The 24,717-nt window shown below is 67.0% G+C and carries 21 protein-coding genes; 14 read left to right on the forward strand and 7 right to left on the reverse strand.

The annotated features are described in order from the left end of the window. The first annotated feature begins 482 nt into the window (after positions 1 to 482). From AC13GA_RS15810 to AC13GA_RS15825, 4 genes are read left to right on the forward strand one after another with little or no spacing between them, the layout of a single operon-like run. Complete coding sequence (locus AC13GA_RS15810; RefSeq protein ID WP_482998507.1) at positions 483 to 1,118, forward strand: ubiquinone biosynthesis accessory factor UbiJ; 636 nt, start codon at positions 483 to 485, stop codon at positions 1,116 to 1,118. Beyond that, a complete protein-coding gene (ubiB, locus tag AC13GA_RS15815) occupies positions 1,115 to 2,770 on the forward strand; it encodes a ubiquinone biosynthesis regulatory protein kinase UbiB (RefSeq protein ID WP_482998508.1) in 1,656 nt (551 codons plus the stop codon). Before AC13GA_RS15810 ends, ubiB begins: the two co-directional genes overlap by 4 nt. Before the next feature lie 5 nt (positions 2,771 to 2,775). After that, positions 2,776 to 3,354: an O-methyltransferase gene (locus AC13GA_RS15820; RefSeq protein ID WP_253079465.1), complete on the forward strand. Its 579-nt coding sequence runs from the start codon at positions 2,776 to 2,778 to the stop codon at positions 3,352 to 3,354. A 43-nt stretch (positions 3,355 to 3,397) separates the two neighbouring features. After that, positions 3,398 to 4,141, forward strand: coding sequence for a pseudouridine synthase (locus AC13GA_RS15825; RefSeq protein WP_046985337.1), 744 nt, complete (start codon positions 3,398 to 3,400; stop codon positions 4,139 to 4,141). A 73-nt stretch (positions 4,142 to 4,214) separates the two neighbouring features. Here the strand turns inward: AC13GA_RS15825 and AC13GA_RS15830 are convergent, their stop codons facing one another. Further along, positions 4,215 to 4,742, reverse strand: a complete 528-nt coding sequence (locus AC13GA_RS15830; protein WP_337302943.1) for a DUF2059 domain-containing protein — start codon at positions 4,740 to 4,742, stop codon at positions 4,215 to 4,217. Between the two features lie 134 nt (positions 4,743 to 4,876). Between AC13GA_RS15830 and arfB the strand changes: the two genes are divergently transcribed. From arfB to dcp, 3 genes are all read left to right on the forward strand, one after another. Further along, a complete protein-coding gene (gene arfB / locus AC13GA_RS15835) occupies positions 4,877 to 5,308 on the forward strand; it encodes an alternative ribosome rescue aminoacyl-tRNA hydrolase ArfB (RefSeq protein ID WP_004135621.1) in 432 nt (143 codons plus the stop codon). Between the two features lie 4 nt (positions 5,309 to 5,312). Further along, on the forward strand, positions 5,313 to 5,915 hold the full coding sequence (locus AC13GA_RS15840) for a lysophospholipid acyltransferase family protein (protein WP_482998509.1): 603 nt from the start codon (positions 5,313 to 5,315) through the stop codon (positions 5,913 to 5,915). A gap of 111 nt (positions 5,916 to 6,026) precedes the next feature. Further along, positions 6,027 to 8,183, forward strand: a complete 2,157-nt coding sequence (dcp, locus tag AC13GA_RS15845; protein ID WP_046985334.1) for a peptidyl-dipeptidase Dcp — start codon at positions 6,027 to 6,029, stop codon at positions 8,181 to 8,183. Positions 8,184 to 8,538: 355 nt separating this feature from the next. Here the strand turns inward: dcp and AC13GA_RS15850 are convergent, their stop codons facing one another. Both AC13GA_RS15850 and AC13GA_RS15855 read right to left on the reverse strand, forming a co-directional pair. Further along, positions 8,539 to 8,985, reverse strand: a complete 447-nt coding sequence (locus AC13GA_RS15850) for a 3-dehydroquinate dehydratase (RefSeq protein WP_004153636.1) — start codon at positions 8,983 to 8,985, stop codon at positions 8,539 to 8,541. Positions 8,986 to 8,988: 3 nt separating this feature from the next. Next, positions 8,989 to 9,390 carry a hypothetical protein gene (locus AC13GA_RS15855; RefSeq protein ID WP_253079467.1) on the reverse strand — a complete coding sequence of 134 codons (402 nt, stop codon included), beginning with the start codon at positions 9,388 to 9,390 and terminating at the stop codon, positions 8,989 to 8,991. A 249-nt stretch (positions 9,391 to 9,639) separates the two neighbouring features. Here AC13GA_RS15855 and lepB point away from each other — a divergent pair, with 249 nt between their 5' ends. Both lepB and AC13GA_RS15865 read left to right on the forward strand, forming a co-directional pair. Continuing rightward, positions 9,640 to 10,266: a signal peptidase I gene (gene lepB, locus AC13GA_RS15860; RefSeq protein ID WP_136640087.1), complete on the forward strand. Its 627-nt coding sequence runs from the start codon at positions 9,640 to 9,642 to the stop codon at positions 10,264 to 10,266. Positions 10,267 to 10,390: 124 nt separating this feature from the next. Then, positions 10,391 to 11,647, forward strand: coding sequence for an MFS transporter (locus AC13GA_RS15865; RefSeq protein WP_482998510.1), 1,257 nt, complete (start codon positions 10,391 to 10,393; stop codon positions 11,645 to 11,647). 117 nt (positions 11,648 to 11,764) lie between these two features. Here the strand turns inward: AC13GA_RS15865 and AC13GA_RS15870 are convergent, their stop codons facing one another. Further along, complete coding sequence (locus tag AC13GA_RS15870) at positions 11,765 to 12,673, reverse strand: LysR family transcriptional regulator (protein WP_482998511.1); 909 nt, start codon at positions 12,671 to 12,673, stop codon at positions 11,765 to 11,767. 323 nt (positions 12,674 to 12,996) lie between these two features. Beyond that, positions 12,997 to 13,965 carry a LysR family transcriptional regulator gene (locus AC13GA_RS15875; protein WP_337302941.1) on the reverse strand — a complete coding sequence of 323 codons (969 nt, stop codon included), beginning with the start codon at positions 13,963 to 13,965 and terminating at the stop codon, positions 12,997 to 12,999. A gap of 110 nt (positions 13,966 to 14,075) precedes the next feature. Between AC13GA_RS15875 and aceB the strand changes: the two genes are divergently transcribed. The 4 genes from aceB to AC13GA_RS15895 all read left to right on the forward strand — a co-directional run bounded on the left by aceB (position 14,076) and on the right by AC13GA_RS15895 (position 21,072). Beyond that, positions 14,076 to 15,713, forward strand: coding sequence for a malate synthase A (gene aceB / locus AC13GA_RS15880; RefSeq protein ID WP_482998512.1), 1,638 nt, complete (start codon positions 14,076 to 14,078; stop codon positions 15,711 to 15,713). A gap of 64 nt (positions 15,714 to 15,777) precedes the next feature. Continuing rightward, positions 15,778 to 17,079: an isocitrate lyase gene (gene aceA, locus AC13GA_RS15885; protein WP_482998513.1), complete on the forward strand. Its 1,302-nt coding sequence runs from the start codon at positions 15,778 to 15,780 to the stop codon at positions 17,077 to 17,079. Positions 17,080 to 17,496: 417 nt separating this feature from the next. Next, positions 17,497 to 18,540, forward strand: a complete 1,044-nt coding sequence (locus AC13GA_RS15890) for a GGDEF domain-containing protein (protein ID WP_046984329.1) — start codon at positions 17,497 to 17,499, stop codon at positions 18,538 to 18,540. 42 nt (positions 18,541 to 18,582) lie between these two features. Continuing rightward, positions 18,583 to 21,072, forward strand: coding sequence for a putative peptide modification system cyclase (locus AC13GA_RS15895; protein ID WP_136639971.1), 2,490 nt, complete (start codon positions 18,583 to 18,585; stop codon positions 21,070 to 21,072). A 4-nt stretch (positions 21,073 to 21,076) separates the two neighbouring features. On the opposite strand, the gene AC13GA_RS15900 is transcribed toward AC13GA_RS15895, so the two are convergent. Next, positions 21,077 to 21,364: an NHLP-related RiPP peptide gene (locus tag AC13GA_RS15900; protein WP_136639972.1), complete on the reverse strand. Its 288-nt coding sequence runs from the start codon at positions 21,362 to 21,364 to the stop codon at positions 21,077 to 21,079. 119 nt (positions 21,365 to 21,483) lie between these two features. Between AC13GA_RS15900 and AC13GA_RS15905 the strand changes: the two genes are divergently transcribed. Continuing rightward, positions 21,484 to 22,680, forward strand: a complete 1,197-nt coding sequence (locus tag AC13GA_RS15905; protein WP_482998514.1) for a putative peptide maturation dehydrogenase — start codon at positions 21,484 to 21,486, stop codon at positions 22,678 to 22,680. Positions 22,681 to 22,698: 18 nt separating this feature from the next. Here the strand turns inward: AC13GA_RS15905 and AC13GA_RS15910 are convergent, their stop codons facing one another. After that, entirely contained in the window at positions 22,699 to 24,714 is a 2,016-nt protein-coding gene (locus AC13GA_RS15910; RefSeq protein WP_482998515.1) for an acetyl/propionyl/methylcrotonyl-CoA carboxylase subunit alpha, read from the reverse strand. Positions 24,715 to 24,717 lie beyond the last annotated feature (3 nt).

The following is a 24,717-nucleotide window of genomic DNA, read 5'->3' on the forward strand; positions in this document are numbered from 1 at the left end:
CCGCTCAGGTGAGGCACAGATGAACCGCCTGGCGGCCGGCTCAAGTAGCGGCCAACCTTGGTTGGCTCCCGGAAATCCAGCGCCGACCAAGGTCGGCATCTACCAACGCGAGATGCCATCAGCATTGGGGTCAGAGCCCGTTGCGCAGCAACGGGATCCGACCCCGGATAGCCTGACAGATCGCAGGAACCTGTCGAAGGCGGGGTGGGTCCGGTTGCGGGGGCGTGAGCCGCATGGGCCCGAGGCATGCCTCGGGCGGGTTGGGCAGGACGCCCAACCCCGGTCTTGCCGTGTGCGCAGGACAGCGCACACGAGCAAGCGGCGACCAAGCCCCATGGACGGGTTCACGGCGTCCCCGTAAACCCACACCACCCCGCCTCCCCACAGGAAGCCAGCCTTTGATGTTGCTCTGGCAGTGGCCTCTGCGGGTGCCGGGCAGCAGCCCGGCCCAAGCCCCCCACCCACGCAGGTAGAATGCACACATGGCTCTCTCCCTGCTCAAGTCACTCAAGCCGGTCGCCGGCCGCGCCCTGCAGACCGCCCTGAACCGCGCGCTGGCGCTGGATCCGGATACCCGCCACGCGCTGGCCAGCCTGGATGGCCGGCATATCGACCTGACCCTGGAAGCGCCCTCTCTGGCGATGCGCATCAGTGTCGATGGCGACCAGCTGCGGGTCGGTCCAGTGGACGCACAGGAAGCCGATCTGGCCGTGCGCAGCAGCCTGGCCGGCGTGCTCGCGCAGCTGCCGTTGCTGGCCAGTGCACGGCGCGCCGACAACAACGGCAAGGGCCGCGTGCGCGTGGCCGGCGATGCCGAACTGGCGCGCCGCCTGCAGCAGCTCGCCAAGGGCTTCGATCCGGACTGGCAACAGCCCTTCGTCAGCGTGTTCGGCGAGGTGCTGGGCGTGCAGGTTGCCAACACCCTGCGCAGCGCTCTGCAGCACGCGCGGCAGGGCGCGATCGACCTGGCCCACAGCGCCGCCGAATTCATCACCGAGGAATCGCGCGACGTGGTGCCGCGCGCTGAGCTGGATGCCTTCCATGATGATGTGGACGTGCTGCGCGATGACGTCGAACGTCTCGGCGCGCGCGTACAGCGCCTGCGGGGTGCCGCATGAAGGCTGTGCTGCGCGCCAGCCGCATTGGCCGGGTGATCCTGCGCTACCGCCTGGACGACCTGCTGCAGGGCACCCCCGCCGAGCGCTGGCTGCGCCTGGCCAAGCCGTTCGTGCCGCGCGCTTCGGCCGACATCGCTGCTCAGTCGCGCGGTGCACGCCTGCGCCTGGCACTGCAGGATCTCGGCCCGATCTTCGTCAAGTTCGGCCAGATCCTGTCCACCCGCCGCGACCTGGTGCCGCCGGACGTGGCCAATGAATTGACCCTGCTGCAGGACCGCGTCAAGCCGTTCGATGGCGAGACCGCACGCCGCATCGTCGAAGAAGCGCTCGGCCTGCCGGTCAGCGAGGCCTTCGCCAGCTTCGACACCGAGCCGCTGGCCTCGGCGTCGATCGCACAGGTGCACGCGGCCACGCTGGCCGATGGCCGCCAGGTGGTGGTCAAGGTGCTGCGCCCGGGCATCGAGAAGCAGATCGACGCCGATATCGCGTTGCTCAATTCGCTGGCTGCCCTGGTCGAGCGCACCCATCCGCGCGCCGACAAGATCCGTCCGCGCGAAGTGGTGGCCGAAGTCGAAAACACTCTGTCCGCCGAGCTGGACCTGCAGCGCGAAGGCGCCAATGCCAGCGTGCTGCGCCGCTTCTGGGAAAACAGCGACGACCTGTACGTGCCGGAAGTGATCTGGAGCCACACCGCCGAGCGCGCGCTGACCCTGGAGCGCGTGTGGGGCATCCCCTCCGATGACATTGCTGCACTGGACAAGGCGGGCATCGACCGCAAGGCACTGGCTGCCAAGGGGGTGCGGGTGTTCTACACCCAGGTGTTCCGCGACAACTTCTTCCATGCCGACGCGCATGCCGGCAACATCTGGGTCGACACCGATCCGTCGCGCCGCGCCAACCCGCGCTTCATCGCGCTGGACTTCGGCATCATGGGCCAGCTCTCCCAGGAAGATCAGTACTACCTGGCCGAGAACTTCATGGCCATCTTCAACCGCGATTACCGCCGCATCGCCGAACTGCACGTGCAGGCGCGCTGGATGCCGGACAACGTGCGCATCGATGATCTCGAGGCCGCCGTGCGTTCGGTGTGCGAGCCGTACTTCACCCGGCCGCTGTCGCAGATCTCGCTGGCCGAAGTGCTGATGAAGCTGTTCCGCGTGGCCCAGCGTTACCAGCTGACCCTGCAGCCGCAGCTGATCCTGCTGCAGAAGACCCTACTGAACATCGAAGGCGTCGGCCGCCAGCTCGACCCGCAGATCGACATCTGGGCGGTGGCCAAGCCGGTGTTGGCGAAGATCCTGCGCGAGCGCTACAGCCCGCGCCGCGTGGTGCGCGAGATCGGCAAGCGGCTGCTGGAAATCATGACCCACGCGCCGGACATGCCGCGCCTGGTACACGCCTGGCTGACCCAGCAGGTGGAAGGACGCCACGAACTGTCGATGCGTTCGCGCGACCTGGCCGCACTGGATGCCAGCGTGCAGCGCCTGCAGAAGCGCGCGGTGGGTGCGATCACCGGTGTCGGCCTGCTGGCCATCGCCGCACTGATGTATGTGGTGCAGCCGCCGGGCTGGTACTGGGGTGACCTGCCGATGTGGAGCTGGCTGTCCGGTGCGGTCGGTGCGGTCGCGCTGCTGCGCGCGTGGTGGAAGTAGGCCCCGTGCTGAGAGCGCTCAAGGACGAGCTGGTCCGCTTCGGCGCCGACAACGACGCACGCGAAAGCGAGCGCGGCCGACGCATGCTCAACATCACGCCTGACACCGGTGAATTCCTGTCGGTTCTGGTGCGATTCGGCAACACTCACCGGGTGCTGGAAATCGGTACGTCCAACGGCTATTCCACGCTGTGGCTGGCCGAGGCCGCCGCCGCCATCGACGGCCACGTGACCACGCTGGAGTACGCCGACGACAAGGTGGCGATGGCGCGAGCCACGTTTGCACGGAGTGGCCTGGGTGATCGCATCAGCCTGGTCCATGGCGATGCCGGGCTCTGGCTGGCGCAGGCCGCCGATGCCTGCATCGACCTGCTGTTCCTCGATTCGGACCGCGGGCAGTACGCCGGCTGGTGGCCGCAGCTGCGCCGCGTGCTGCGCCCCGGTGGCCTGCTGGTGGTGGACAACGCCACCTCGCATGCGGAAGAGATGCAACCGCTGCGCGTGCTGCTGGATGCTGATCCGGACTTCAGCACCAGCCTGGTGCCGGTGGGCAACGGCGAGTTGCTGGCTGTGCGCAACGCCTGACCGGCGCATCTGACCCCGATCAGGGCAGCCGTATAATCCCGCGGTGAGCACCGAACCCGATACCCTCGCCGCGGTCGAGACCGACACCGCGCCCCTGCAGCTGCTGCACCTGGATGAGCGCCTGGCCGTGGTCAACAAGCCTGCCGGGTTGATGGTCCACGACAGCAAGCTGGCCCGTGGCGAAGACGACTTCCTGGCCGACCGCCTGCGCGAGCAGCTGGGTCGCCCGATCTTCCTCGTGCATCGCCTGGACCGGGCGACGAGCGGCTGTCTGCTGCTGGCTTTCGACCGCGAGACCGCCAGCGCGCTGGGCAAGGCGCTGATGGGCGGTGAAGTGGCCAAGGACTACCTGACGGTCTGCCGTGGCTGGCCGGCCGAGTTGTCCTGGCGGGTCGACCACGACCTCGACGGTGGCCCGGGCAAGCCGGTGAAGAAGCCGGCAGTGACCGACTTCCAGCGCCTGGCCACCGGCGAGCTGTCAGTGCCGATCGGAGAGTTCACCAGTTCGCGCTATGCATTGCTGCGCTGCCAGCCGCAGACCGGGCGTTTCCGGCAGATCCGCCGGCACCTCAAGCACCTGTCGCACCACATGATCGGCGACACCAGCCACGGTGATGGCCGGCACAACCGCATCTTCCGCATGCAGGGCGTACACCGCATGCTGCTGCACGCCGAGCGCCTGCGCTTCCCGCATCCGGACGGTGGCACGGTGGACGTGCGTGCGCCGTTGGACGGCGGGTTCCAGAAGGCGCTGGACCTGTTCGGTTGGCAGGTGGATACCGCTTGACGGTAGTGCCGGCCGCTGGCCGACAGCTACGCGATTCCAGATGTACTGGAGCCGGCCAGCGGCCGGCACTACCTCACTTCTTTTCCGGCTCGTTGACGATCGCTTCCAGGTCCTTCTGCAGGTCCGCGAACAACGGCTGCATGCGGGCCTGGATCGCCACCATCACGTTCTGCATCAGGGCCGGGGTCTTGTCCAGCAGGCTCTGGCCGGCGGCGCTCTCGTAGAACTCGGCCATCGCCAGCACGTCTTCCTTGCTGAACGTCTTCTTGTACAGGTCCACGTACATCGGCCGCAGCTGCTGCCACGACAGGGCCTGGCGCAGGGTCTGGCTGGTCCGCGCCTGGATCCGCTTCAGCTGCTCCTGCTGCTGGGCGTTGAGCTGGCGCTGCGCGGCCACCTGCTGGAACTGCTGCTGCTGCATCGCCTCGATCTGCGGCAGCATGGTGTCGATCATGCTCTGCGCGCGCGAGGCTGACAGCAGGCGGTTGATGTCGCCATCGGTCGGCGGGGCGGCCAGTGCCGGAACGCTGGCCACGGCCAGCGCCAGCAGCAGGGCGGCGCGGCGCAGCAGGGACGGCAGGGCGGGTGTGGTGCGGGTCATGCGGGGCTTCCTGCAGTACATGGGACGGCCAGCATACCGGCAGCCGAGGCGAAGGCGGCGTGTTCGGTACCTGATCGGCGGCATACGGTGCGCAATGACGCACTCCGTCGCGTGGCTGCCGCTACAATGCGCGGATGGGCAGTGGACCGGTCACCATCAGCGCGCAGCTTGAAATCCCCGACGGCGAGATCGTCGAGCGTTTCGTACGTGCCAGTGGTGCCGGTGGCCAGAACGTCAACAAGGTTTCCACCGCGGTGGAACTGCGTTTCGATGTGGCCGGCTCGCCCTCGTTGCCCGAACCGTTGCGCGAACGCCTGCTGGCGCGGCGCGACCGGCGCATGACCGGCGAAGGCGTGCTGGTCATCGACGCGCAACGATTCCGTACCCAGGATCGCAATCGCGAGGATGCGCGCGATCGGCTGGCGGCCTTCATCCAGGCCGGGCTGCACGTGCCCAAGCCACGCAAGGCCACCAAGCCGACCCTCGGGTCGAAACTGCGTCGTCTGGACGCCAAACGCGGGCGCGCGCAGGTCAAGCGCGGGCGCTCATCACGTGACTGGGAGTGATTGCTTGAACAACCCGACGCCGTTGCTGCCGGCCATTCCGCCGAACATGCCGCAGGTCAAACCCAACCGCTTCCTGCGCTGGCTGGCGCGCTGCACGCTGCGCATGGGCGGCTGGAAGGTTACCGGCACCCTGCCCGACATCCCGAAGCTGGTCTTCATCATCGCCCCGCATTCGTCCAACTGGGATGGCCTGTGGGGTATGGCGGCCAAGATCGCACTGGGCATGAAGGTCAAGGTGCTGGGCAAGGCCTCGCTGTTCTGGTGGCCACTGGGCCCCCTGTTGCACAAGCTGGGCGTGATCCCGCTGGACCGCAGTTCGCCGCAGGGCACGGTGGGCCAGGCGGTGGACCTGCTGCGCAACAACGAGAAGATGTGGTTTGCCATCACCCCGGAAGGCACGCGCAAGGCGGTGAAGGACTGGAAGGCCGGTTTCCTGAAGATCGCGCGGATGGCTGACGTGCCGGTTCTGGCGGCGTATTTCCATTACCCGGAAAAGATCATCGGCATCGGCCCGGTGTTCCGTCCCAGTGGAGACGACGCAGCCGACATGGCGGCGATCCGCGAGTTCTACCGGCCCTGGATCGGCAAGACCCGCGGCACGGTCTGAGTCGGCCGCGCGCCGCTGCCTAGACGCCACGTCCGGCACATGCCGGGCGTGCGCGACAGGAGTAGGGTGGACGGCTGGTATCCCATACCGTCTGCCCAAGGAGCGTTTTACATGTCGCGTACCGTAGTCCTGGCCGCCGCCATCAGCCTGGCGCTGGCGGCCTGTTCCGGCAAGGAGTCCACCCCCGTGTCCGATGCCCAGAAAGCCCCGGCCCAGCAGCCGGCCGAAGCCTCCACCAACCCGCTGCTGAGCGCCAGCACGCTGCCGTTCCAGGCGCCGCAGTTCGACAAGATCAAGGACAGCGACTACCTGCCGGCCTTCGAAGAAGGCATGCGCCAGCACCTGGCTGATGTCCGCAAGATCGCCGACAACCCTGAGCCGGCCACCTTCGACAACACGCTGGTGGCGATGGAGCGCAGCGGCGAGACCCTGAACCGCGTGTCGCGCATCTTCTTCGGCCTGGTCCAGGCCGACGGCACCGAAGCGCGCCAGAAGATCCAGGAAGACATCGCACCGAAGCTGGCCGCGCACCAGGACGAGATCAACCTCGACCCGAAGCTGTTCGCGCGCGTGAAGTCGCTGTACGACCAGCGTGACACGCTGGAACTGGACCCGGTGCAGAAGCGCCTGGTCGAGCATTACTACGACGGCCTGGTGCGCGCCGGTGCCCAGCTGTCCGACGCCGACAAGGCGAGCCTGCGCAAGCTCAACGTGGAAGAGACCACCCTCTCCACCCAGTTCCACACCCGCCTGGTGGCCGCTACCGCCGCTGCCGCCGTGGTCGTCGACGACAAGGCCAAGCTGGCCGGCCTGGACGACAATGCGATCAACAACGCTGCGTCTGCCGCCAAGGACCGCAAGCTGGATGGCAAGTTCCTGCTGCCGCTGCAGAACACCACCCAGCAGCCGGTGCTCGGTTCGCTGACCGATCGTGACCAGCGCGCCGCGGTGCTGAAGGCTTCGGAAACCCGCGCAGAGCGTGGCGATGCCAACGACACCCGGCAGACCGTACAGCGCCTGGCACAGCTGCGTGCGCAGAAGGCCAAGCTGCTCGGCTTCGACACCTTCGCCGACTACCAGCTGGGCGACCAGATGGCCAAGACCCCGGCCGCTGCGCTCAAGCTGCTGACCGACACCGTGCCGGCCGCGACGGCCAAGGCGCGTGCCGAAGCCGGCGAGATCCAGAAGGTGATCGACGCGCAGAAGGGTGGTTTCCAGGTCGCTGCTTCGGACTGGGATTTCTACGCCGAACAGGTGCGCAAGGCCAAGTACGATCTGGACGAGTCGCAGATCAAGCCGTACTTCGAACTGGACAACGTGCTGCAGAACGGCGTCTTCTACGCCGCCACCCAGCTGTACGGCATCACCTTCAAGCCGCGTACCGACATTCCGACCTACAACCCGGACATGAAGGTATACGAAGTGTTCGACAAGGACGGCACTTCGCTGGCCCTGTTCTACACCGACTACTTCAAGCGTGACACCAAGTCCGGCGGCGCATGGATGGACGTGTTCGTCGAACAGGACGGCCTGACCGGTGCCAAGCCGGTGGTCTACAACGTCTGCAACTTCACCAAGCCGGCCGACGGCCAGCCTGCGCTGATCAGCTTCGACGACGTCACCACGATGTTCCATGAGTTCGGCCATGCGCTGCACGGCATGTTCTCGAACGTGAAATACCCGTCGATCGCCGGCACCGCCACTTCGCGTGACTTCGTCGAGTTCCCGTCGCAGTTCAACGAGCACTGGGCGCTGGATCCGAAGGTGTTTGCCAACTACGCCAAGCACTACAAGACCGGCGAGGCGATGCCGCAGGAACTGGTCGACAAGATCCTCAAGGCACGCAGCTTCAACCAGGGCTATGCGACCACCGAGTACCTGTCGGCCGCGCTGCTGGACCTGGCCTGGCACACGCAGAAGGCCGATGCGCCGCTGCAGGATGTCGGTGCGTTTGAAGCCAGCGCACTGAAGAAGTTCAAGGTCGACCTGCCGCAGGTGCCGCCGCGTTACCGCACCACCTACTTCGACCACATCTGGGGTGGTGGTTATTCGGCCGGTTACTACGCCTACTTCTGGGCCGAAGTGCTGGACCATGACGCCTACCAGTGGTTCACCGAACACGGTGGCCTGACCGCCGCCAATGGCCAGGAATTCCGCGACAAGATCCTCTCGCGCGGCAACAGCGTGGAGCTGTCGACCCTGTACCGCGATTTCCGCGGCAAGGACCCGTCGGTGGAGCCGCTGCTGAAGTTCCGCGGCCTGAAGTAAGCGCTGCCTGAAGTACGAAAGAAAGAACGGCGGGGGCAACCCCGCCGTTTTTCGTTGTGTCGCTCATCCACGCATGGCGTGGATCCATGTGTCGACCAAGGTCGACACCCACCCAGAGCAGGCCATGCCATTCCGATAGGTCGCGGAAACGTGTCGAAGGCGGGGTGGGTCCGGTTGCGGGGGCGTGAGCGCCATGGATGGCGCGACCGAGCTTACATGGACGTACTTGCAGCGTCCCCCGCAACCGGACCCACCCCACCATCCCAAGCAATGCCAGCCTCCGCTGTTGCTTTTGTTGTTGAGGTTGCCGGCCAGCGGCCGGCACTACCCCCGGGTGCCGGGCGCAGCCCGGCCATCACGTCCCTACATGCACCCGGTTCGCCTGCTCGGCCAACCCCAGGTGGTCCAGCGCGATGTCCAGCGCCAGCACATAACTCTGCGCGCCATACCCCGCGGCGATGCCCAGGCGCTGGCCGACACCGGCCGGCAGGCACGGCTCGGCCACCGCGCCGTCGTCATGCACTTCCACGTAGGCGTTGTGCAGGTAAGGCAGCAGCCGCTGCAGACGCAGGCTGTTGGCACACGCACCCGGGTCAAGCAGGGTCACCTCGCCACGGCTGTGATCGGCCACGCGCAGCGCATCCAGCAGTTCCTGTTCCGAACCGCAGGCACGGATCGCGACGCTGGTGCCGGCGTCGATCGCGCGATGCACCAACGACTTCAGTACCGGCGCCGGCAGCGGCATTGCCGTGCGGATCAATGCACCGGCCGCTTCCGGGCCGCGGATGATGAAGATCGACATGGCTCAGCCCTCCTGCGCCAGACGGCGGCCAACGATGGCCAGCGACAACGGGTAACCGGCCTGCTGGCTGCGCTGGTCGACCACCACTGCGGCGGGACCGTGCTGCAGGCGCAGGCGTGCCTCCAGGCCGGGCTCACTGGGGGACTGCAGCTCGATGTACTGCGCCGGCAGCCGTTCCAGCGCCGCCTGCAGCGCGCCACCTTCGGCCTGCCATTGCGCCTCGTCGGCGGCGCCGACATCCAGCAGTACCCAGTCGGCCGAGCGCGCCTGTGGCTGGCACAGGCACTGGCGCACCTCGGACAGGCTGGCGCAGTCGCTGCACAGCACGCGATGGCCGCTCAGCTGCGCCGGCAGCTGTGGGTGCGGCGCCGACGGAGACGCGTGGCGGATCACCAGGAGGGTCATACAACACCTTGCGGAATGCGCCCTGCGGCGCGGTGGGCACACGATGCGCGTGCTGCCCGTAAAGGTGCGATGCCCGCGGCCGGGTCGGGGCGTAAAACCTGCGTAACCCGTGAATCGGTAGCGCGGGGCCATGCCCGGCGGCGTGTTGGAACGGCCACGCTGCGCGCTCGCCGGGCGTGGCCCGGCGCTAACGGAACCTCCTGCGCCCGGATGTGGTCTGATGCAGCTACCAATCACCCGGAGCCTGTCATGGATGCTGTTGCCCGTCCCCCGTTTTCCGAACGCGCACTTGCCTGGTTGAAGAAGGAGGCGCTGCCGTTGCTGGTGATGCTGGGCCTGCTCGCCGCCGCCCGCGATACCCTCGCCAACCACTACGTGGTGCCCAGCGGCTCGATGCAGCCGACCCTGCAGCCCGGCGACCGGGTGGTGGTGGACATGCGGGCCTATGGCCTGCGCCTGCCGTTCACCGGCAAGGAACTGATGTCCACCGGCGTTCCGCAGCGCGGTGAAGTGGCGGTGTTCGATTCACCGGCCGACGGCACCCGCCTGATCAAGCGCGTGGCTGCAGTGGCCGGTGATCACGTGCAGCTGCGCGACGGCCATCTGAGCATCAACGGCCAGCCGCTGCAGATTGCCGACCTGCAGGACGTGGAAGCCTTCGGCGACCGCCATGCCAGCCTCGACCTGGACATGGGCGGCGGCCCGGACATCGCCGACCTGGTGGTGCCGGACGGCAAGGTGCTGGTGCTGGGTGACCACCGTGGCAACAGCTTCGATGGCCGCTTCTTCGGCTTTGTCGACGCCGACAAGGTCTACGGCCGCGCCGTGGCGGTGTATTACCGCCGAGGCGCTGGCTTCGAGTGGCAGCGCCTGTAAGCTGAATTGATACTTCCTGTGTATCAATCCTGACCTATCAGGTTATGGATCGACTGGATGGGCGGGCCTAGTCTGAGGCCCGTTCCCTCCCACGCCCGGCGGTCCCCACCGGCCCTTCGATTCCATGACTGGCGAAACCACGGCGGCCGTCGAGCACCGCCTACACACCGTCGACTCCGACGCCGAGACCCGCATCCAGCAGGGCACACCGGCTTTCCGCCGCACCGCGCTGGCGCTGTTCCTGGCCGGCTTCTCCACCTTCGGCCTGCTGTACACGGTGCAGCCGCTGCTGCCCGAGTTCAGCCGCCACTTCGGCGTGTCCGCCGCCGGCAGCGCGATGTCGCTGTCGCTGACCACCGGCACGCTGGCGGTGGCAATGCTGCTGGCCGGCCTGCTGTCCGACGCGGTCGGCCGTCGCCCGTTGATGATCGCTGCGTTGCTGGCCTCGGCCATGCTGTCGCTGAGCACTGCGCTGGTGGACGACTGGACCACGCTGCTGGTGCTGCGCACCCTGCTTGGCCTGGCGCTGAGCGGCGTGCCGGCAGTGGCGATGACCTACCTGGTCGAGGAAATGGACAGCCGCGCGCTGGGCCTGGCGATGGGCCTGTACATCGGCGGCAATGCCATTGGTGGCATGAGCGGGCGCCTGCTGGCCGGCATCATCGCTGACCACTGGGGCTGGCGCTGGGGCATCGGTGTGGTCTCGATCATCGCAGTGGCCAGCACCGTGCTGCTGTGGCTGCAGCTGCCGCCGTCGCGCCACTTCCATCCCCGCCGTGATGGCCTGCGCCAGTTGCCGTCGCGCTGGCGCACGCTGTTCGCCGACCCGGGCCTGCCGTGGCTGTTCGCTACCTCGTTCGTGCTGATGGGTGTGTTCGTCACCCTCTACAACTATCTGGGCTACCACCTGCTGGCGCCGCCGTACCACCTCAGCCAGACCGTGGTCGGACTGATCTTCAGCGTGTATCTGGTGGGTACCTTCAGTTCGGCATGGATGGGGCAGCAGGCCGCGCGCTACGGACGCGGCCGCATCCTGTCGATCTCGTTCGCACTGATCGGTGCCGGCATCGTGCTGCTGGCGATGCCATGGCTGAGCACGATGGCGCTGGGCATCGCGCTGGTGACCTTCGGCTTCTTCGGTGGCCACTCGGTGGCCAGCAGCTGGGTTGGCAGCCGTGCCGGTGCGATGCGCGCGGAAGCCTCAGCGCTGTACCTGTTTGCCTACTACCTCGGGTCCAGTGTGCTGGGCGGAGTCGGCGGCCTGGCCTATGCGGCCTGGGACTGGCTGGGCGTGTGCCTGTTCGCTGCCGTGCTGACTTTGATCGGTGGTGGCATCGTCTGGGCGCTGCAGCAGCGCACCCCGCAGCCGGTGACGGCGTGACCCAACGCGCGCTCCACTTGGGCGCGGCGCTGCTCTGGTAGATGCCGACCTTGGTCGGCGCTCTGGCAGGGGGGCCAACCAAGGTTGGCATCTACCAAAGCTGCATGGTCGGCCGTATCACCCCTCCGCGAACGCCCCGCGCAGCAGCCCAGCAAAATTGCGGATCAACGGCGTCACCCCCTCGCGATGCCACGCCAGCTGCACCTCCGAATGCGCGCCGGCGTCTGCAAGCGCCACGAAGCGCGCACCCTCCACGCGGATGTGGTCGCACGACGACGGCAGGATTGCCGCACCCAGCCCGGCGGCGGCCAGACTGATCAGCGTCGAAGCCTCACCGGCTTCCTGCACGATGCGTGGAGTGAAGCCGGCGGCGGCACACAACGCGATCATGTGGTCATGGATGCCGGCGCCGGCGCTGCGCCGGAATGCCACGAACGGTTCCTGCGCGAAGTCGCGCAGCGACAGCGTGCCCTGCTTCGACAGCCTGCGCAGGGCAGGGTGGTCGGCATGCACGATCAACGCCAGCGGATCGACGAACAGGCTGTGGGCCACCAGCTCCGGCGGCAAAGCGCGCTTGCGGATGATGCCCACGTCCAGGCTGCCAGCGAGCAGCGCATCGATCTGCTGCAGGGTGTTCATCTCGCTCAGCTGCAGTCGCACCTGCGGGTACTGCTGGCGGTAGCGCAGGATCGAACGCGGAATCTGCGGTGACAGCGGCGTGGCCCGGGTCAGGCCGATGCGCAACTCACCCTGCTCACCGCGCTGCGCGCGCTGCACCTCATCCACCGCCGTTTCCACCTGCTGCACGATGGCGCGTGCACGTTCCTGCAGCAGCTCACCGGCAGGCGTCAGCTGTACACGACGATGGCTGCGCACGAACAAGCGCGCACCGATCAGGTCCTCCAGCTGGCGGATCTGCTGGCTGAGCGGCGGCTGCGACATACCCAGCCGCTCCGCCGCCTGTCCGAAGTGCAGCGTATCGGCAACGGCGAGGAAGTAGCGCAGGTGGCGGAGTTCGATGGACATGGGTGCAGTCTATCCAGCCCGACGCCGGGAATCGTCATCCACGCATGGCGTGGACCAACCGTGTCGACCAAGGTCGACACCCACCAAGAGCAGCAGCTACCAACAGCAGCAGAAATCTGTCGAAGGCGGGGTGGGTCCGGTTGCGGGGGTGTCCGCGGCATGGATGCCGCGGACAAGCCCCCAGGGATGGGTTCACGGCGTCCCCCGCAACTGGACCCACCCCGCCATCCCACGGAATCCCCGCTGTTGCCTTTGACGTTGCCGTTGCCTCTGCCGTTGCCGTTGATTCGGCAGGTGCAGGGCGCAGCCCTGCCGACAACCCCTCACCGCTCCGAATGCCCGCTCTGGTCGTAATCGCGCGGACTGAACAACTCCGGCTGGATCAGCTCGATGAACGCCCGCGCCTGCGCCGACAACGCCTTGCCACGCCGCACGATCACCCCGTAACTGCGTTCGGGGAACCAGCGTTTCATCGAACGCGCCGCCAACCGCTCGCGGTCAGCCTCGTTCAGGCACAGCGCCGGCACGATGGAAATGCCCATGCCCATCGCCACGTACTGCTTGATCACCTCCCAACCGCCCACCTCCAGCGCCACGGTGTAGGCGATGCGGTGGCGCTGGAACACCTGGTCGACCAGCCGGTAGGTGATCTGCCGCTTCGGCGGCAGCACCAGCGGGTAGCGCGCGATGTCGGCCAGTTCCAGCTCGCCGCCACTGGCCAGCGGATGGTCATGCGGCGCGATCAGCACCTGCTCGAAGCGGTAGGCCGGGGCGTAGCTGAGGTCGGCCGGCACATCGGTCATCGAACCGATCGCCAGGTCGGCGGCGTCCTCGCGCAGCAGGTCGGTGCCGTCGGCGCTGATCGCGTTGTGCAGGGTCAGGCGCACGTCCGGATGATGCAGGCGGAAGCGTTCGACGATCTTCGGCAGCAGGTACAGGATGGTTGAGCTGTTGGCGGCGATGTTCAGCTCGCCCGCGTCCAGGCCACGCACCTTGTCGCGGAAACGCGCCTCCAGCCCGTCCAGGTTCTCCACCAGCGGCTGTGCCATTTCGTACAGCAGCTGGCCCTCGCGGCTGGGCACCAGACGGCGCCCGCTGCGCTCGAACAACGGCACCCCCAGCTCCCGTTCCAGCGCCTGCAACTGCAGGCTGATGGCCGGCTGGCTGACGAAAAGTGCCTCAGCGGCCCGTGAGACTGAGCCCAGGCGTACGGTCTGGCAGAACGCGCGCAGCGGCTTCAGCCGGTCGGATTTGTAGGAAAAACGAGGGCTTGGCGGGGGGCGTGTGCTCATCGTGTCACAAGTATTAGCACAATTTATGTAGAACATTGCAAAAACTGTTTTGCCAAATACTCGGCCCCGGCGGCACCGTGGAGACGTTCCCCCACCGCTGGAGTCGCCCCATGTCCGCCGTCGCTTCCGCTGTTCCCACCCCCGCCAGCAAGGCCACCCCCGGCATCGCCCTGGCGACCCGCGTGGCCGGCCAGGACACCCTGCTGCCGGCGCCGCTGCTGGCCCTGCTGGTGTCGCTGCACCGTGCGGTGGAACCGGGCCGGCAGGCACGGCTGCAGGCGCGCCGCGAGCGCCAGGCGTTCTTCGACCAGGGCGGCCTGCCGGACTTCCGCGAAGACACCGCCGCGATCCGCAGCGGCGACTGGCGCGTTGCCCCGCTGCCGGACGCGCTGCAGGACCGCCGTGTCGAGATCACCGGCCCGACCGACCCGAAGATGGTCATCAACGCGCTGAACTCCGGCGCCAAGGTGTTCATGGCCGACTTCGAGGACTCGACCTCTCCGACCTGGCGCAACCTGCTGGCGGGTCAGCAGTCGCTGGCTGCCGCAGTGCGTGGTGACCTCGAGTACACCGCACCGGCATCCAACGGCAAGGCCGGCAAGCACTACGCCCTGCGCCCGTACGACGAGCAGGCGGTGCTGATCGTGCGCCCGCGCGGCTGGCACCTGGACGAGAAGCACGTGCGCATCGATGGCCAGTTCATTGCCGGCGGCCTGTTCGATGCGGCGGTGTTCGCCTTCCACAACGCCCGCACCCTGCAGGCCAAGGATCGCGGCCCGTACTTCTACCTGCCCAAGCTGCAGAGCATGGAAGAGGCGGGGTTGTGGGAAACCGCGCTGTCGCACATCGAAGGCATGCTCGGCCTGCCGCACGGCCAGATCAAAGTGACCGTGCTGATCGAAACGCTGCCGGCGGTGTTCGAGATGGACGAGATCCTGCACGCGCTGCGCGATCGCATCGTCGGCCTGAACTGCGGGCGCTGGGATTACATCTTTTCGTACCTGAAGACCTTCCGCCGCCACGCCGATCGCGTGCTGCCCGAACGCGGCCAGGTGACCATGACCCAGCCGTTCCTGAAGGCGTATTCGGAACTGCTGATCCAGACCTGCCATCGCCGTGGTGCGCATGCGATGGGCGGCATGGCCGCGCAGATTCCGATCAACAACGATGCCGCTGCCAACGAACAGGCGATGGCACGCGTGCGCGCCGACAAGCTGCGCGAAGTGACCGCCGGCCACGACGGCACCTGGGTCGCGCATCCGGCGCTGATTCCGGTGGCGATGGCGATCTTCGACGAACACATGCCCGGTGCGAACCAGCACAGCGTGCTGCGCCAGGATGTGCGCGCAGGCCGTGACGAACTGATCGCACGGCCGCCCGGCACCATCACCCGCGCTGGCTTCGAAGGCAACGTGGAAGTCTGCGTGCGCTACCTGGCCGCCTGGCTGGATGGCAACGGCTGCGTGCCGATCCATCACCTGATGGAGGACGCGGCCACCGCCGAGATCAGCCGCAGCCAGCTGTGGCAGTGGCTGCATACGCCGGGCCAGCAGCTGGACGATGGCACCGCGATCGACCCGGCCCTGCTGGATTCCACACTTTCGCAGCTGCCGGCACGGCTGGGCGATACCGCTGCGTTGCCCGGTGGCGCGCGCATCAGCGAGGCCATCGCCCTGCTCGGCGAACTGAGCCGCAGCGAAGAACTGACCGATTTCCTGACCCTGCCGGCCTACGCGCGCATCGACTGATCGCCGCCCGCGTATCCCGCCGTTTCCCTCCCCGCTGCACGCACGAACCGAACTGGAGAAAGACATGAGCAAGCTGCCCACTGCCGAACAGATCCAGCACGACTGGGATACCAACCCGCGCTGGGAAGGCATCCAGCGCAACTACAGCGCCGCCGACGTGGTGCGCCTGCGCGGCACCGTCCACATCGAGCACTCGCTGGCCCGCCTGGGTGCGGAGAAGCTGTGGGCGTCGCTGCATGAGCGCGAGTTCGTCAACGCGCTGGGTGCACTGACCGGCAACCAGGCCATGCAGCAGGTCAAGGCGGGCCTGAAGGCGATCTACCTGTCCGGTTGGCAGGTGGCGGCCGACGCCAACCTGGCCGGTCAGATGTATCCGGACCAGTCGCTGTACCCGGCCGATTCGGTGCCGGCGGTGGTCAAGCGCATCAACAACACGCTGCTGCGCGCCGACCAGCTGCACCACGCTGAGGGCAAGGACGACATCGACTTCCTGCAGCCGATCGTGGCCGATGCCGAAGCCGGTTTCGGTGGCGTGCTCAATGCGTTCGAGCTGATGAAGGCGATGATCGAAGCCGGCGCCGCTGGCGTGCACTTCGAAGATCAGCTGGCCTCGGTGAAGAAGTGCGGCCACATGGGCGGCAAGGTGCTGGTGCCGACCCGCGAGGCGATAGAAAAGCTCAACGCTGCGCGCCTGGCCGCGGACGTGCTGGGCGTGCCGACCCTGCTGGTGGCGCGTACCGATGCCGAGGCTGCCGATCTGCTGACCAGCGACATCGACGGCAACGACAAGCCCTTCGCTACCGGCGAACGCACCGTCGAGGGCTTCTACAAGACCCGCAATGGCCTGGACCAGGCGATCAGCCGCGGCCTGGCCTATGCGCCCTATGCCGACCTGGTGTGGTGCGAGACCGGCAAGCCGGATCTGGAATTCGCTCGGAAATTCGCGGAGGCAATCCATTCGAAGTTCCCAGGCAAGCTGCTGGCCTACAACTGCTCGCCCAGCTTCAACTGGAAGAAGAACCTGGATGACGCCACCATCGCCAAGTTCCAGCGTGAACTGGGCAGCTACGGCTACAAGTTCCAGTTCATCACCCTGGCCGGTTTCCACGCGCTGAACTACGGGATGTTCAACCTGGCCCATGGCTACGCGCGTCGGCAGATGAGCGCGTTCGTGGAACTGCAGGAAGCCGAGTTCGAAGCGGCCGAGCGCGGCTTCACCGCAGTCAAGCACCAGCGTGAGGTCGGCACCGGCTACTTCGATGCGGTGACCCAGGCGATCCAGCAGGGCCAGTCGTCGACAACCGCGCTGACCGGCTCGACCGAGGAAGAGCAGTTCCACGGCGGGCGCAGCGAACGCGCGGCGTGATGCGGTAGTGCCGGCGGCTGGCCGGCAACAATGTGGACTGCGGGAACATCGGTGGGTTGCCGGCCAACGGCCGGCACTACCGGGACTCCTGGCGATCAGGGTGGCCAGGGAAGGGCCAGACAACGCCGGCCGGTCGGGGGACCTGCCGGCGTTGTTGTATCGATGCAAAGGCGTGGTCAGCAAGCAGCGTCAATCAGGCGCACCCCCGCGTACCGGCAACTTGGCCGAAAGCCTGTGAAGAGTGCCATCGGGTTGATCCAGCAGGACTTTTGCCCGGACACCCGTGACCAGAACGGCCACCACGCATCCTCACATCAGGCAAGATCGCCGGGGCATTAAAAATGAGATAGGGCGCACACTTTAAAGCGGTGCTATGCTCCGCGGCTCACCAGGGGACGCTGGCGGCGGGTGCAGGGAATGACCGGCAGGGGTGCGGCCGAGAACAGTGATGTGACGTCAGGTATCGCCCGGGTGGCGATGGCCGAGATCGTGCACGCGCTGCTTTCCGCTGCCGAGGTTGCATTGTTTGCCAGATTTGCCCGCCCATGCAAGCTTCATGCCGGACAGTGGTTGTTCCAGCGTGGCCATCGCGGCGAACGGATGTATGTGATCCTCCAGGGCCAGATCGAACTGGACTTCGGCGAGGACCTGGTGATCAAGACGCTCGGCCAGCATGAGTTCTTCGGTGAGCTTGGCCTGCTGGTCGGCGATCACCTGCGCAGCGCCAGTGCACGCGCGCTGGCCGACTGTGAAGTGCTGGAGCTGGGCCCGGCTGACTTCCATCGCCTGGTGGAATCCGATCCCGGCCTGGTCGCCTACTTCCTGCGCCGCACGATCATGCGCGTGCTGACCAACGAGCAGGCCCTGATCAGCCAGCTGCGCCGGCGCAACCACGATCTGGAAACCGCGCTGGACAACCTGTACATCACCACACACCAGTTAACCCACACCCGTGAACTGGTGCGTACCGATGAACTGACCGGGCTGCACAACCGTCGCGGCCTCACCCTGTACCTGCAGGAGTGCCGCGCCGATGGTGACGGGTTGCCGCAGGCACTGCTGCTGATCGACTGCGACCGCTTCAAGCAGATCAATGATCGTCACGGCCACCAGGCCGGCGACCGAGTGCTGCAGAGCATGGGCAACATCCTGCGCTCGATGGCCGGTGAGCAGGACCTGGCCTGCCGCCTCGGCGGCGATGAGTTCTGCCTGATCCTGCGCCGTGGCAACCATGAGATCGTGCAGCACGCGGCCGAGTTCATCCTCAGCGCGGTGCATGGCCTGCTCGAACGCAGTCATGGCACGCCGCATGTCAGCCTGGTCAGCATCGGTGCCAGCCTGCTGGTGCCGGAGGCAGGCTGGAGCGAGTGGTATGCCTGTGCGGATCGTGCGCTGTACCAGGCCAAGCGCGATGGCGGCAACTGCCTGCGCTGGGGCGGCGACTCCGAAAACGGACAATGAGCAGCAGAGGTGGCAATGGACGGCATTCCGGATTTCCTCCCGATGCAGAGTTCGCAAGTGCGGACCCTGCTGTTCACCGATCTGTGCGATTCGCTGCAGCTGGTCGAGCGGATCGGTGACGTTGCCGCCGCTGAGCTGTTCCAGCAGCATGACCGTCTGGTGCTGGGCCTGCAGCAGCGCTGGAACGGCCAGCTGATCGATCGCTCTGACGGATTGTTCATCCTGTTCGAACGTCCCATCGATGGCATCGGCTTTGCCCTTTCCTACCAGAACGCCGTTGATGCACTGGGGCGCGAACGTGGCGTCGTCCTGCGTGCACGCGCCGGCCTGCACGTGGGTGACGTGCTGCTGTGGAACAACAGTGCCGAGGCCGTTGCTCACGGCGCAAAGCCGGTGGAGGTGGAAGGCCTGGCCAAGCCCATGGCTGCGCGCCTGATGCAGCTGGCGTGGCCTGGACAGGTCCTGCTGTCTTCGGCTGCCGAACAGATGGCGCGTCGGGCAGCCAGCGAACTGCCCTGGGCGGCCGATGAGCTGCGCTGGAAGGATCACGGCTGCTGGCGCTTCAAGGGCATCGGCGAACGCCAGGAAGTCTTCGAGGTGGGACTGCGTGGCAGCGCCCCGCTACGTCGCCCGCGCTCGGGCGAAAAAGCGTGGCGGGATCTGCCGCTGTGGCGTCGCCCAGCCGCGCTGGTGACCGAGGCGGCGCTCATGCTGGCGCTATGCGGAGTGCTGTGGACACTGTTTCGGCCGGCACCGGCCATCGCCTTCGCCGAACGCGATTGGGTGATCGTGGCGGCGGTGCACAACGCCACGGCTTATCCGCAGCTGGACAGCAGCCTGGAGCAGGCGCTGTATATCAGCCTGGGGCAGTCGCGCTTCGTCAACATCCTCAGCGAGCTGAAGGTGCGTGACACGCTGCAGCTGATGCAGCGCCCTCCGCAGGCGCGGCTGGACCGCAGGCTGGCCATCGAGGTGGCGCTGCGTGACGGAGTTCGTGCGGTATTGATCCCCAGCGTGCTGGAGCTCAACGGCAAAGTGCGGGTCAGTGTCGAAGTCGTGGATCCGCGTAGTGGACAGACCGTTTACACGCGCTTTGCCGACGGCCGCGGGCTGGACTCGATCCTCGCCTCGACCGATCACGTGGTTGCGGCGTTGCGTACCGACCTTGGCGAAGCGCTTCGTGACGTCGGCGCTGACCAGCGACCGTTGCCTACCGTGGCTACCGCCAATCTGGACGCACTGCATGCGTATGCCAAGGGCGTGGATGCAACGGCTGCGGCGCGCTACGACGATGCGTTGATGTTCTTCGAGCAGGCAACCCGGCTGGATCCTGCCTTTGCCTTCGCCTACGTCGGGCAGATGAACATCCAGCACGCCAAGGGCAACCTGGAGCAGGCCGCGGCGCTGTACCACAAGGCGGTCAGCCAGCGTACGCACCTGACCGCGCGCGACCAGCTCTATCTCGATGCCTGGGCGGCCGATTTCGAAGGTGCACCGCCTGCACGCATCGCTGACAAATGGCGCATGCTGACCGAGTTGTACCCGGACGACCCGGCCGGCTGGATGAACTACGCGCTGGTGCTGTTCGCGCAGGGGGACTATGACGGCGCCCTGGCAGCTGCCCAGCCATTGCTTGGCCGCCAGCACTCGCGTCGTGCATTGGTGCTGGCGTTCGTCGCACGGATCCAGCTGGCACGCGGAGAGACGGGCGCCGCAGATGCCGCGCTGCGGGGCGCCCGGCTGCATCCGGGCTGGAATGGCGATGGCATGGAGCCGGTGCTGGCAGCACTGACCGGTGATTTCGCTGCAGCCAACGCCAGTTTCGAAGCCATGGCACCGCTCGGGCTTGGCACGCGCATGGAGCGCGCGGCGGTGCTGGCCATGCAGGACCGCAGGACGGAGGCGGCCGCTGACATGCAACAGCTGGCGTCGCAATGCAGAACTCGCGGCGGCATGTGCGACATCCTGGCCCTGCAGGCACTGGCTTGGCGCGGACAAGCCGGTGCCCCGGCTGTGGAACAGCAGTACCAGCAGGTACTGGACCGGGCATTGGCGGCCATCGATCGCAGTCAGCCGGCGCCCGCGCGCCGCAACGCATTCATTGCCTTGGCGACGGCCTACCATGCCGTACGTGCCGGACAGGCGTCCGTGGTGGCCAATCGGCAGGACGCGCTGCAGGCCCTGCCGGAACGGGATGGTGATCCTCGCCTGCGCGAACTGTGGAACCTGCTGCAGGCGCGTATCGCATTCGACCAGGGCAAGTTGGCGCATGCGCAGTCACTGCTGGCCCAGCGACCCGATGCAAGCCTGTTCCAGTGGCGGGTGTTGCAGCTGGACCTGTTGCGTGCTCGCGGCGACCACGATGCTGCCGCTCGACAGGCGCATTGGCTGCAGCGTCATGCGGGCCTGGCCTTCGCCGAAAGCATCGGCGACTACGCGCTGCTGCCGCTGAACGTCATGGACGCACAGCGGCTTGCCCTCCAGAAAGGCACAACCCTCGCCGCTGGCACAGGCGCGCCGGTCGCACCCTGATCGATCAATCGTGCTTCAGGCCGGGCAGGCCGTCCTCGAACAGGAACGGCACGTTGAAGGCCGCGCGTGCGCTCAGCAGGCTGCTCATGCGCGAGGCCGCCTCGGCGAACTCCTGCTTGCCCCCCAGCGTCGCCAGCGGCGCGCGGCAGGCATGCACGGTAGCTTCGTCGGCACCCAGCGCCAGCAGGGCCTTGCCTGGGTCGGCACTGAAGGCTACGCGGAAGTCATCGTCGTGGGACAGGCGCTCCAGCAGCTGCTGGACGACGTCGGCGGAGAGGGGGGATGCAGACATGGGGCACTACCAGAAGGTGGAAAGTACAAGTATCGGCTGCCGTACAGGGGAGTTGATGGCCGCCTGCGGGCTGCGCGCTATCATCGTCGACCATGCAGGCCCTGGGATGACAGATCCACATGAATTTCCGCCGTTGCCTGATGATGATGGTGGAGCCGATCGAGCGCCCCAGGTTCGACCTGGCTGGCGTACTGGGTGGCGGTACCGGCGTTGATTTCGAGCGTTCGCTGCAGGTCCGTGCCGCGCACCTGCGGGAACCGCGTGTGATCGATGCAGCAAGCTGCATGTGGCTGCTTCAGTGCAGTGCAGAGCAATGGCAGCCGCTTCCTTCGGATCCGCAGGCGCGCGCTGATGTCCTGACGCTGCTGGAACTGGGGTTGCTGGTCAGCGATGATCCGGCCCACGCGCAGGCCTTGGCAATCGAGCAGCAGGTACGCGACAGTCACTGGTGGCCATTGTCGGCGCTGCACTACCAGCAGTCGTGCTGGGACGAGGTGGACAGCGTGCAGGACATGGAGCAGCACCAGCTGGTGACCGCACGCGATCTGGTGCGCAGCTACGGCAGTCCGCCGCCCGAGGCACCTCCGCGTATACATGGCGCGCAGGCACTGCCTTGCTACGAGGATGATCCGATGCAGCCGCAGCTGCAGGCACGGGCTACCTGCCGCAACTTCGATACCGGGCGTGCGCTGCCGTTGCCGCTGCTGGCCCGCGTGCTGCAACAGGTGCTGATGGCACAGGCCGAGGTGGAAACCGATCCAGGTGTCCGGTTCCTGAAGAAGAACGTGCCTTCAGCCGGCAGCCTGCATCCGCTGGAGGCCTACTTACTGGTACGCAACGTGGAGGGAATGGCCCCGGGGCTGTATCACTACCATGCGGTGGCGCACGAGCTCGGCCGGCTGTCGGCACAGCCACAGGACCTGGAGTCGCTGTGCCAGCGCTTGCTGGCCGGGCAGCATTGGTTCGCCGATGCACACGTGCTGCTGGTGCTGGTGTGCCGCTTCGAGCGCAACTTCTGGAAGTATCGGATCCATGCCAAGGCCTACCGTGCCGTCACGCTGGATGCCGGCCATGTTTCACAGGCACTGTATGCGTCGGCCACCGCACTGGGCCTGGGCGCTTTTGTTACAGCGGCCATCAACGAAGCCGAGGCCGGGCGTGCATTTGGCCTGCAGCCGATGGCCGAAGGTGCGTTGGCGATCTGCGGGCTGGGCTGGCGCAGTGGCACAAAGACCACCGCGGAGCTGGACCCGGATGGCCACGTGTGGCCACGTTCGGACCCACGCGCGGGGGATGCCGACGCAGCCGGGCCCTAGGGCCCGGCGCGTCATCGTTCACGCCGCCTCGAAGTCCACCAGCACCGCGCCATCACCTACCTGGTCGCCGGCCTTGGCGCGGTAGCCCTTCACCGTGCCATCGGCCGGTGCCTGCAGGGTGTGCTCCATCTTCATCGCCTCCAGCACCACCAGCGGCGTACCGCGCTTGACCTCGGTACCGGCCGCGACCAGCGTGGCCACGATCTTGCCCGGCATCGGGGCCAGCAGGCTGCCGGCGTCGGCTACGGCAGTGTCCGATTCGCCCACCGGATCATGCAGGGTGAAGCGGTGCTGGCCATCGGCGCCGAACAGGTACAGCTGGTCGCCCTCGCGCAGCAGCTGCAACGTCCAGCGACGCTCACCCAGCTGTACCGTCAGGCCCTGTGCATCGGCCGCACCGATCACCTGCACCGGTGCTGCGTCATCGCTCTGCACACGCCAGCCATCGGCCTGCGCCCATACCTTCAGCGTGTGCGTGCGTTCGCCCTGCTGCAGCGGCAGCACGCGCGGGGCGGAGGCACCAAGACGCCAGCCATCCTGCGCCTGCCACGGCGAATGCGGGTCGCGCGCATCGCTGCCGGCGCGCGCGGTAGTGGCCACAGCGGCAACCGCTGCCAGCTGCCACAGCGCATCGTCGCTGTCGCCGAACGCGTTCAATGCCGCCTGTTCGCGTTCGATCAGCGCGGTATCCAGCTTCGCGTGCGCGAACGAATCGGTGTTCACCAGCCGACGCAGGAAGCCGGCATTGGTGGTCACGCCCACCACCTGGCAGTCGGCCAGGGCCTGGCTCATGCGGCGCAGGGCCGCCTCGCGATCGACGTCCCAGACGATCAGCTTGGCGATCATCGGATCGTAGTACGGGGTGATGCTGTCGCCTTCCTCCACGCCGGTATCCACGCGCACATGGGCCGACGGAATCGGCAGGCGCAGGCGGCGCAGGGTGCCGGTGGAGGGCAGGAAGCCACGGTCGGCGTCCTCGGCGTACAGGCGCGCTTCGATCGCATGGCCATGGATGGCCAGCTGCTCCTGGCGCAGCGGGAGCGATTGGCCCGAGGCCACGCGCAGCTGCCACTCCACCAGATCGGTGCCAGTGATGTATTCGGTGACCGGGTGCTCGACCTGCAGGCGGGTGTTCATTTCCATGAAATAGAAATCGCCGTCCGGGCCGGCAATGAACTCCACCGTGCCCGCGCCCACGTAGCCCACCGCGCGCGCGGCATCGACCGCGGCCTTGCCCATCGCGGCGCGGCGTTCGGCGCTCATGCCCGGTGCGGGCGCTTCTTCCAGCACCTTCTGGTGGCGGCGCTGCACCGAGCAGTCGCGCTCGAACAGATAGACCGCATCGCCGTGGCTGTCGCCGAACACCTGGATCTCGATATGGCGCGGACGCTCGACGTACTTCTCGACCAGTACGTGGTCGTTACCGAACGCCGATGCCGCCTCACGCTGGCAGCTGGCCAGTGCATCGACGAAGTCCTCGCTGCGATCAACCTTGCGCATGCCCTTGCCACCGCCACCGGCGCTGGCCTTGATCAGCACCGGGTAGCCGATGCCGTCGGCCTGCGTGCGCAGGAAGTCCGGTTCCTGCTGGTCGCCGTGGTAGCCCGGTGTCAGCGGTACACCGGCCTTGGCCATCAGCGCCTTGGCCGCGCTCTTGTCGCCCATCGCGCGGATCGCGGTGGCCGGCGGGCCGATGAAGGTGATGCCGGCGGCGGCACAGGCATCTGCGAAATCGGCGTTCTCGGACAGGAAGCCGTAGCCGGGATGGATCGCCTGCGCACCGCTGCGGCGTGCGGCGTCCAGCAACACGTCGCCGCGCAGGTAGCTTTCGCGCGCTGCGGCCGGGCCGATGTGGATGGCCTCGTCGGCCAGGCGCACGTGGCGCGCGTTGCGGTCGGCATCGGAATACACCGCCACCGTGGCGATGCCCAGGCGGTGGCAGGTCGCGATGACGCGGCAGGCGATCTCGCCACGATTGGCGATCAGGACTTTGGTGAACATGGCAACGTGCTTCATAGGAGCTTGCTCGGTCATGGC

Source organism: Stenotrophomonas sp. 22DLJC03 (assembly GCF_056861405.1).

Bases quoted from the DNA above. Each gene is read 5' to 3' on its own strand.
- AC13GA_RS15905 (WP_482998514.1), top strand. From the start codon at position 21,484: ATGAATTTCCGCCGTTGCCTGATGATGATGGTGGAGCCGATCGAGCGC.
- AC13GA_RS15895 (WP_136639971.1), top strand. From the start codon at position 18,583: ATGCAGAGTTCGCAAGTGCGGACCCTGCTGTTCACCGATCTGTGCGAT.
- lepB (WP_136640087.1), top strand. From the start codon at position 9,640: ATGGATGCTGTTGCCCGTCCCCCGTTTTCCGAACGCGCACTTGCCTGG.
- aceA (WP_482998513.1), top strand. From the start codon at position 15,778: ATGAGCAAGCTGCCCACTGCCGAACAGATCCAGCACGACTGGGATACC.
- AC13GA_RS15875 (WP_337302941.1), bottom strand. From the start codon at position 13,965: ATGAGCACACGCCCCCCGCCAAGCCCTCGTTTTTCCTACAAATCCGAC.
- arfB (WP_004135621.1), top strand. From the start codon at position 4,877: ATGGGCAGTGGACCGGTCACCATCAGCGCGCAGCTTGAAATCCCCGAC.
- AC13GA_RS15855 (WP_253079467.1), bottom strand. From the start codon at position 9,390: ATGACCCTCCTGGTGATCCGCCACGCGTCTCCGTCGGCGCCGCACCCA.
- aceB (WP_482998512.1), top strand. From the start codon at position 14,076: ATGTCCGCCGTCGCTTCCGCTGTTCCCACCCCCGCCAGCAAGGCCACC.
- AC13GA_RS15900 (WP_136639972.1), bottom strand. From the start codon at position 21,364: ATGTCTGCATCCCCCCTCTCCGCCGACGTCGTCCAGCAGCTGCTGGAG.
- ubiB (WP_482998508.1), top strand. From the start codon at position 1,115: ATGAAGGCTGTGCTGCGCGCCAGCCGCATTGGCCGGGTGATCCTGCGC.
- AC13GA_RS15830 (WP_337302943.1), bottom strand. From the start codon at position 4,742: ATGACCCGCACCACACCCGCCCTGCCGTCCCTGCTGCGCCGCGCCGCC.
- AC13GA_RS15870 (WP_482998511.1), bottom strand. From the start codon at position 12,673: ATGTCCATCGAACTCCGCCACCTGCGCTACTTCCTCGCCGTTGCCGAT.
- AC13GA_RS15850 (WP_004153636.1), bottom strand. From the start codon at position 8,985: ATGTCGATCTTCATCATCCGCGGCCCGGAAGCGGCCGGTGCATTGATC.
- AC13GA_RS15865 (WP_482998510.1), top strand. From the start codon at position 10,391: ATGACTGGCGAAACCACGGCGGCCGTCGAGCACCGCCTACACACCGTC.
- AC13GA_RS15890 (WP_046984329.1), top strand. From the start codon at position 17,497: ATGACCGGCAGGGGTGCGGCCGAGAACAGTGATGTGACGTCAGGTATC.
- AC13GA_RS15810 (WP_482998507.1), top strand. From the start codon at position 483: ATGGCTCTCTCCCTGCTCAAGTCACTCAAGCCGGTCGCCGGCCGCGCC.
- dcp (WP_046985334.1), top strand. From the start codon at position 6,027: ATGTCGCGTACCGTAGTCCTGGCCGCCGCCATCAGCCTGGCGCTGGCG.
- AC13GA_RS15910 (WP_482998515.1), bottom strand. From the start codon at position 24,714: ATGACCGAGCAAGCTCCTATGAAGCACGTTGCCATGTTCACCAAAGTC.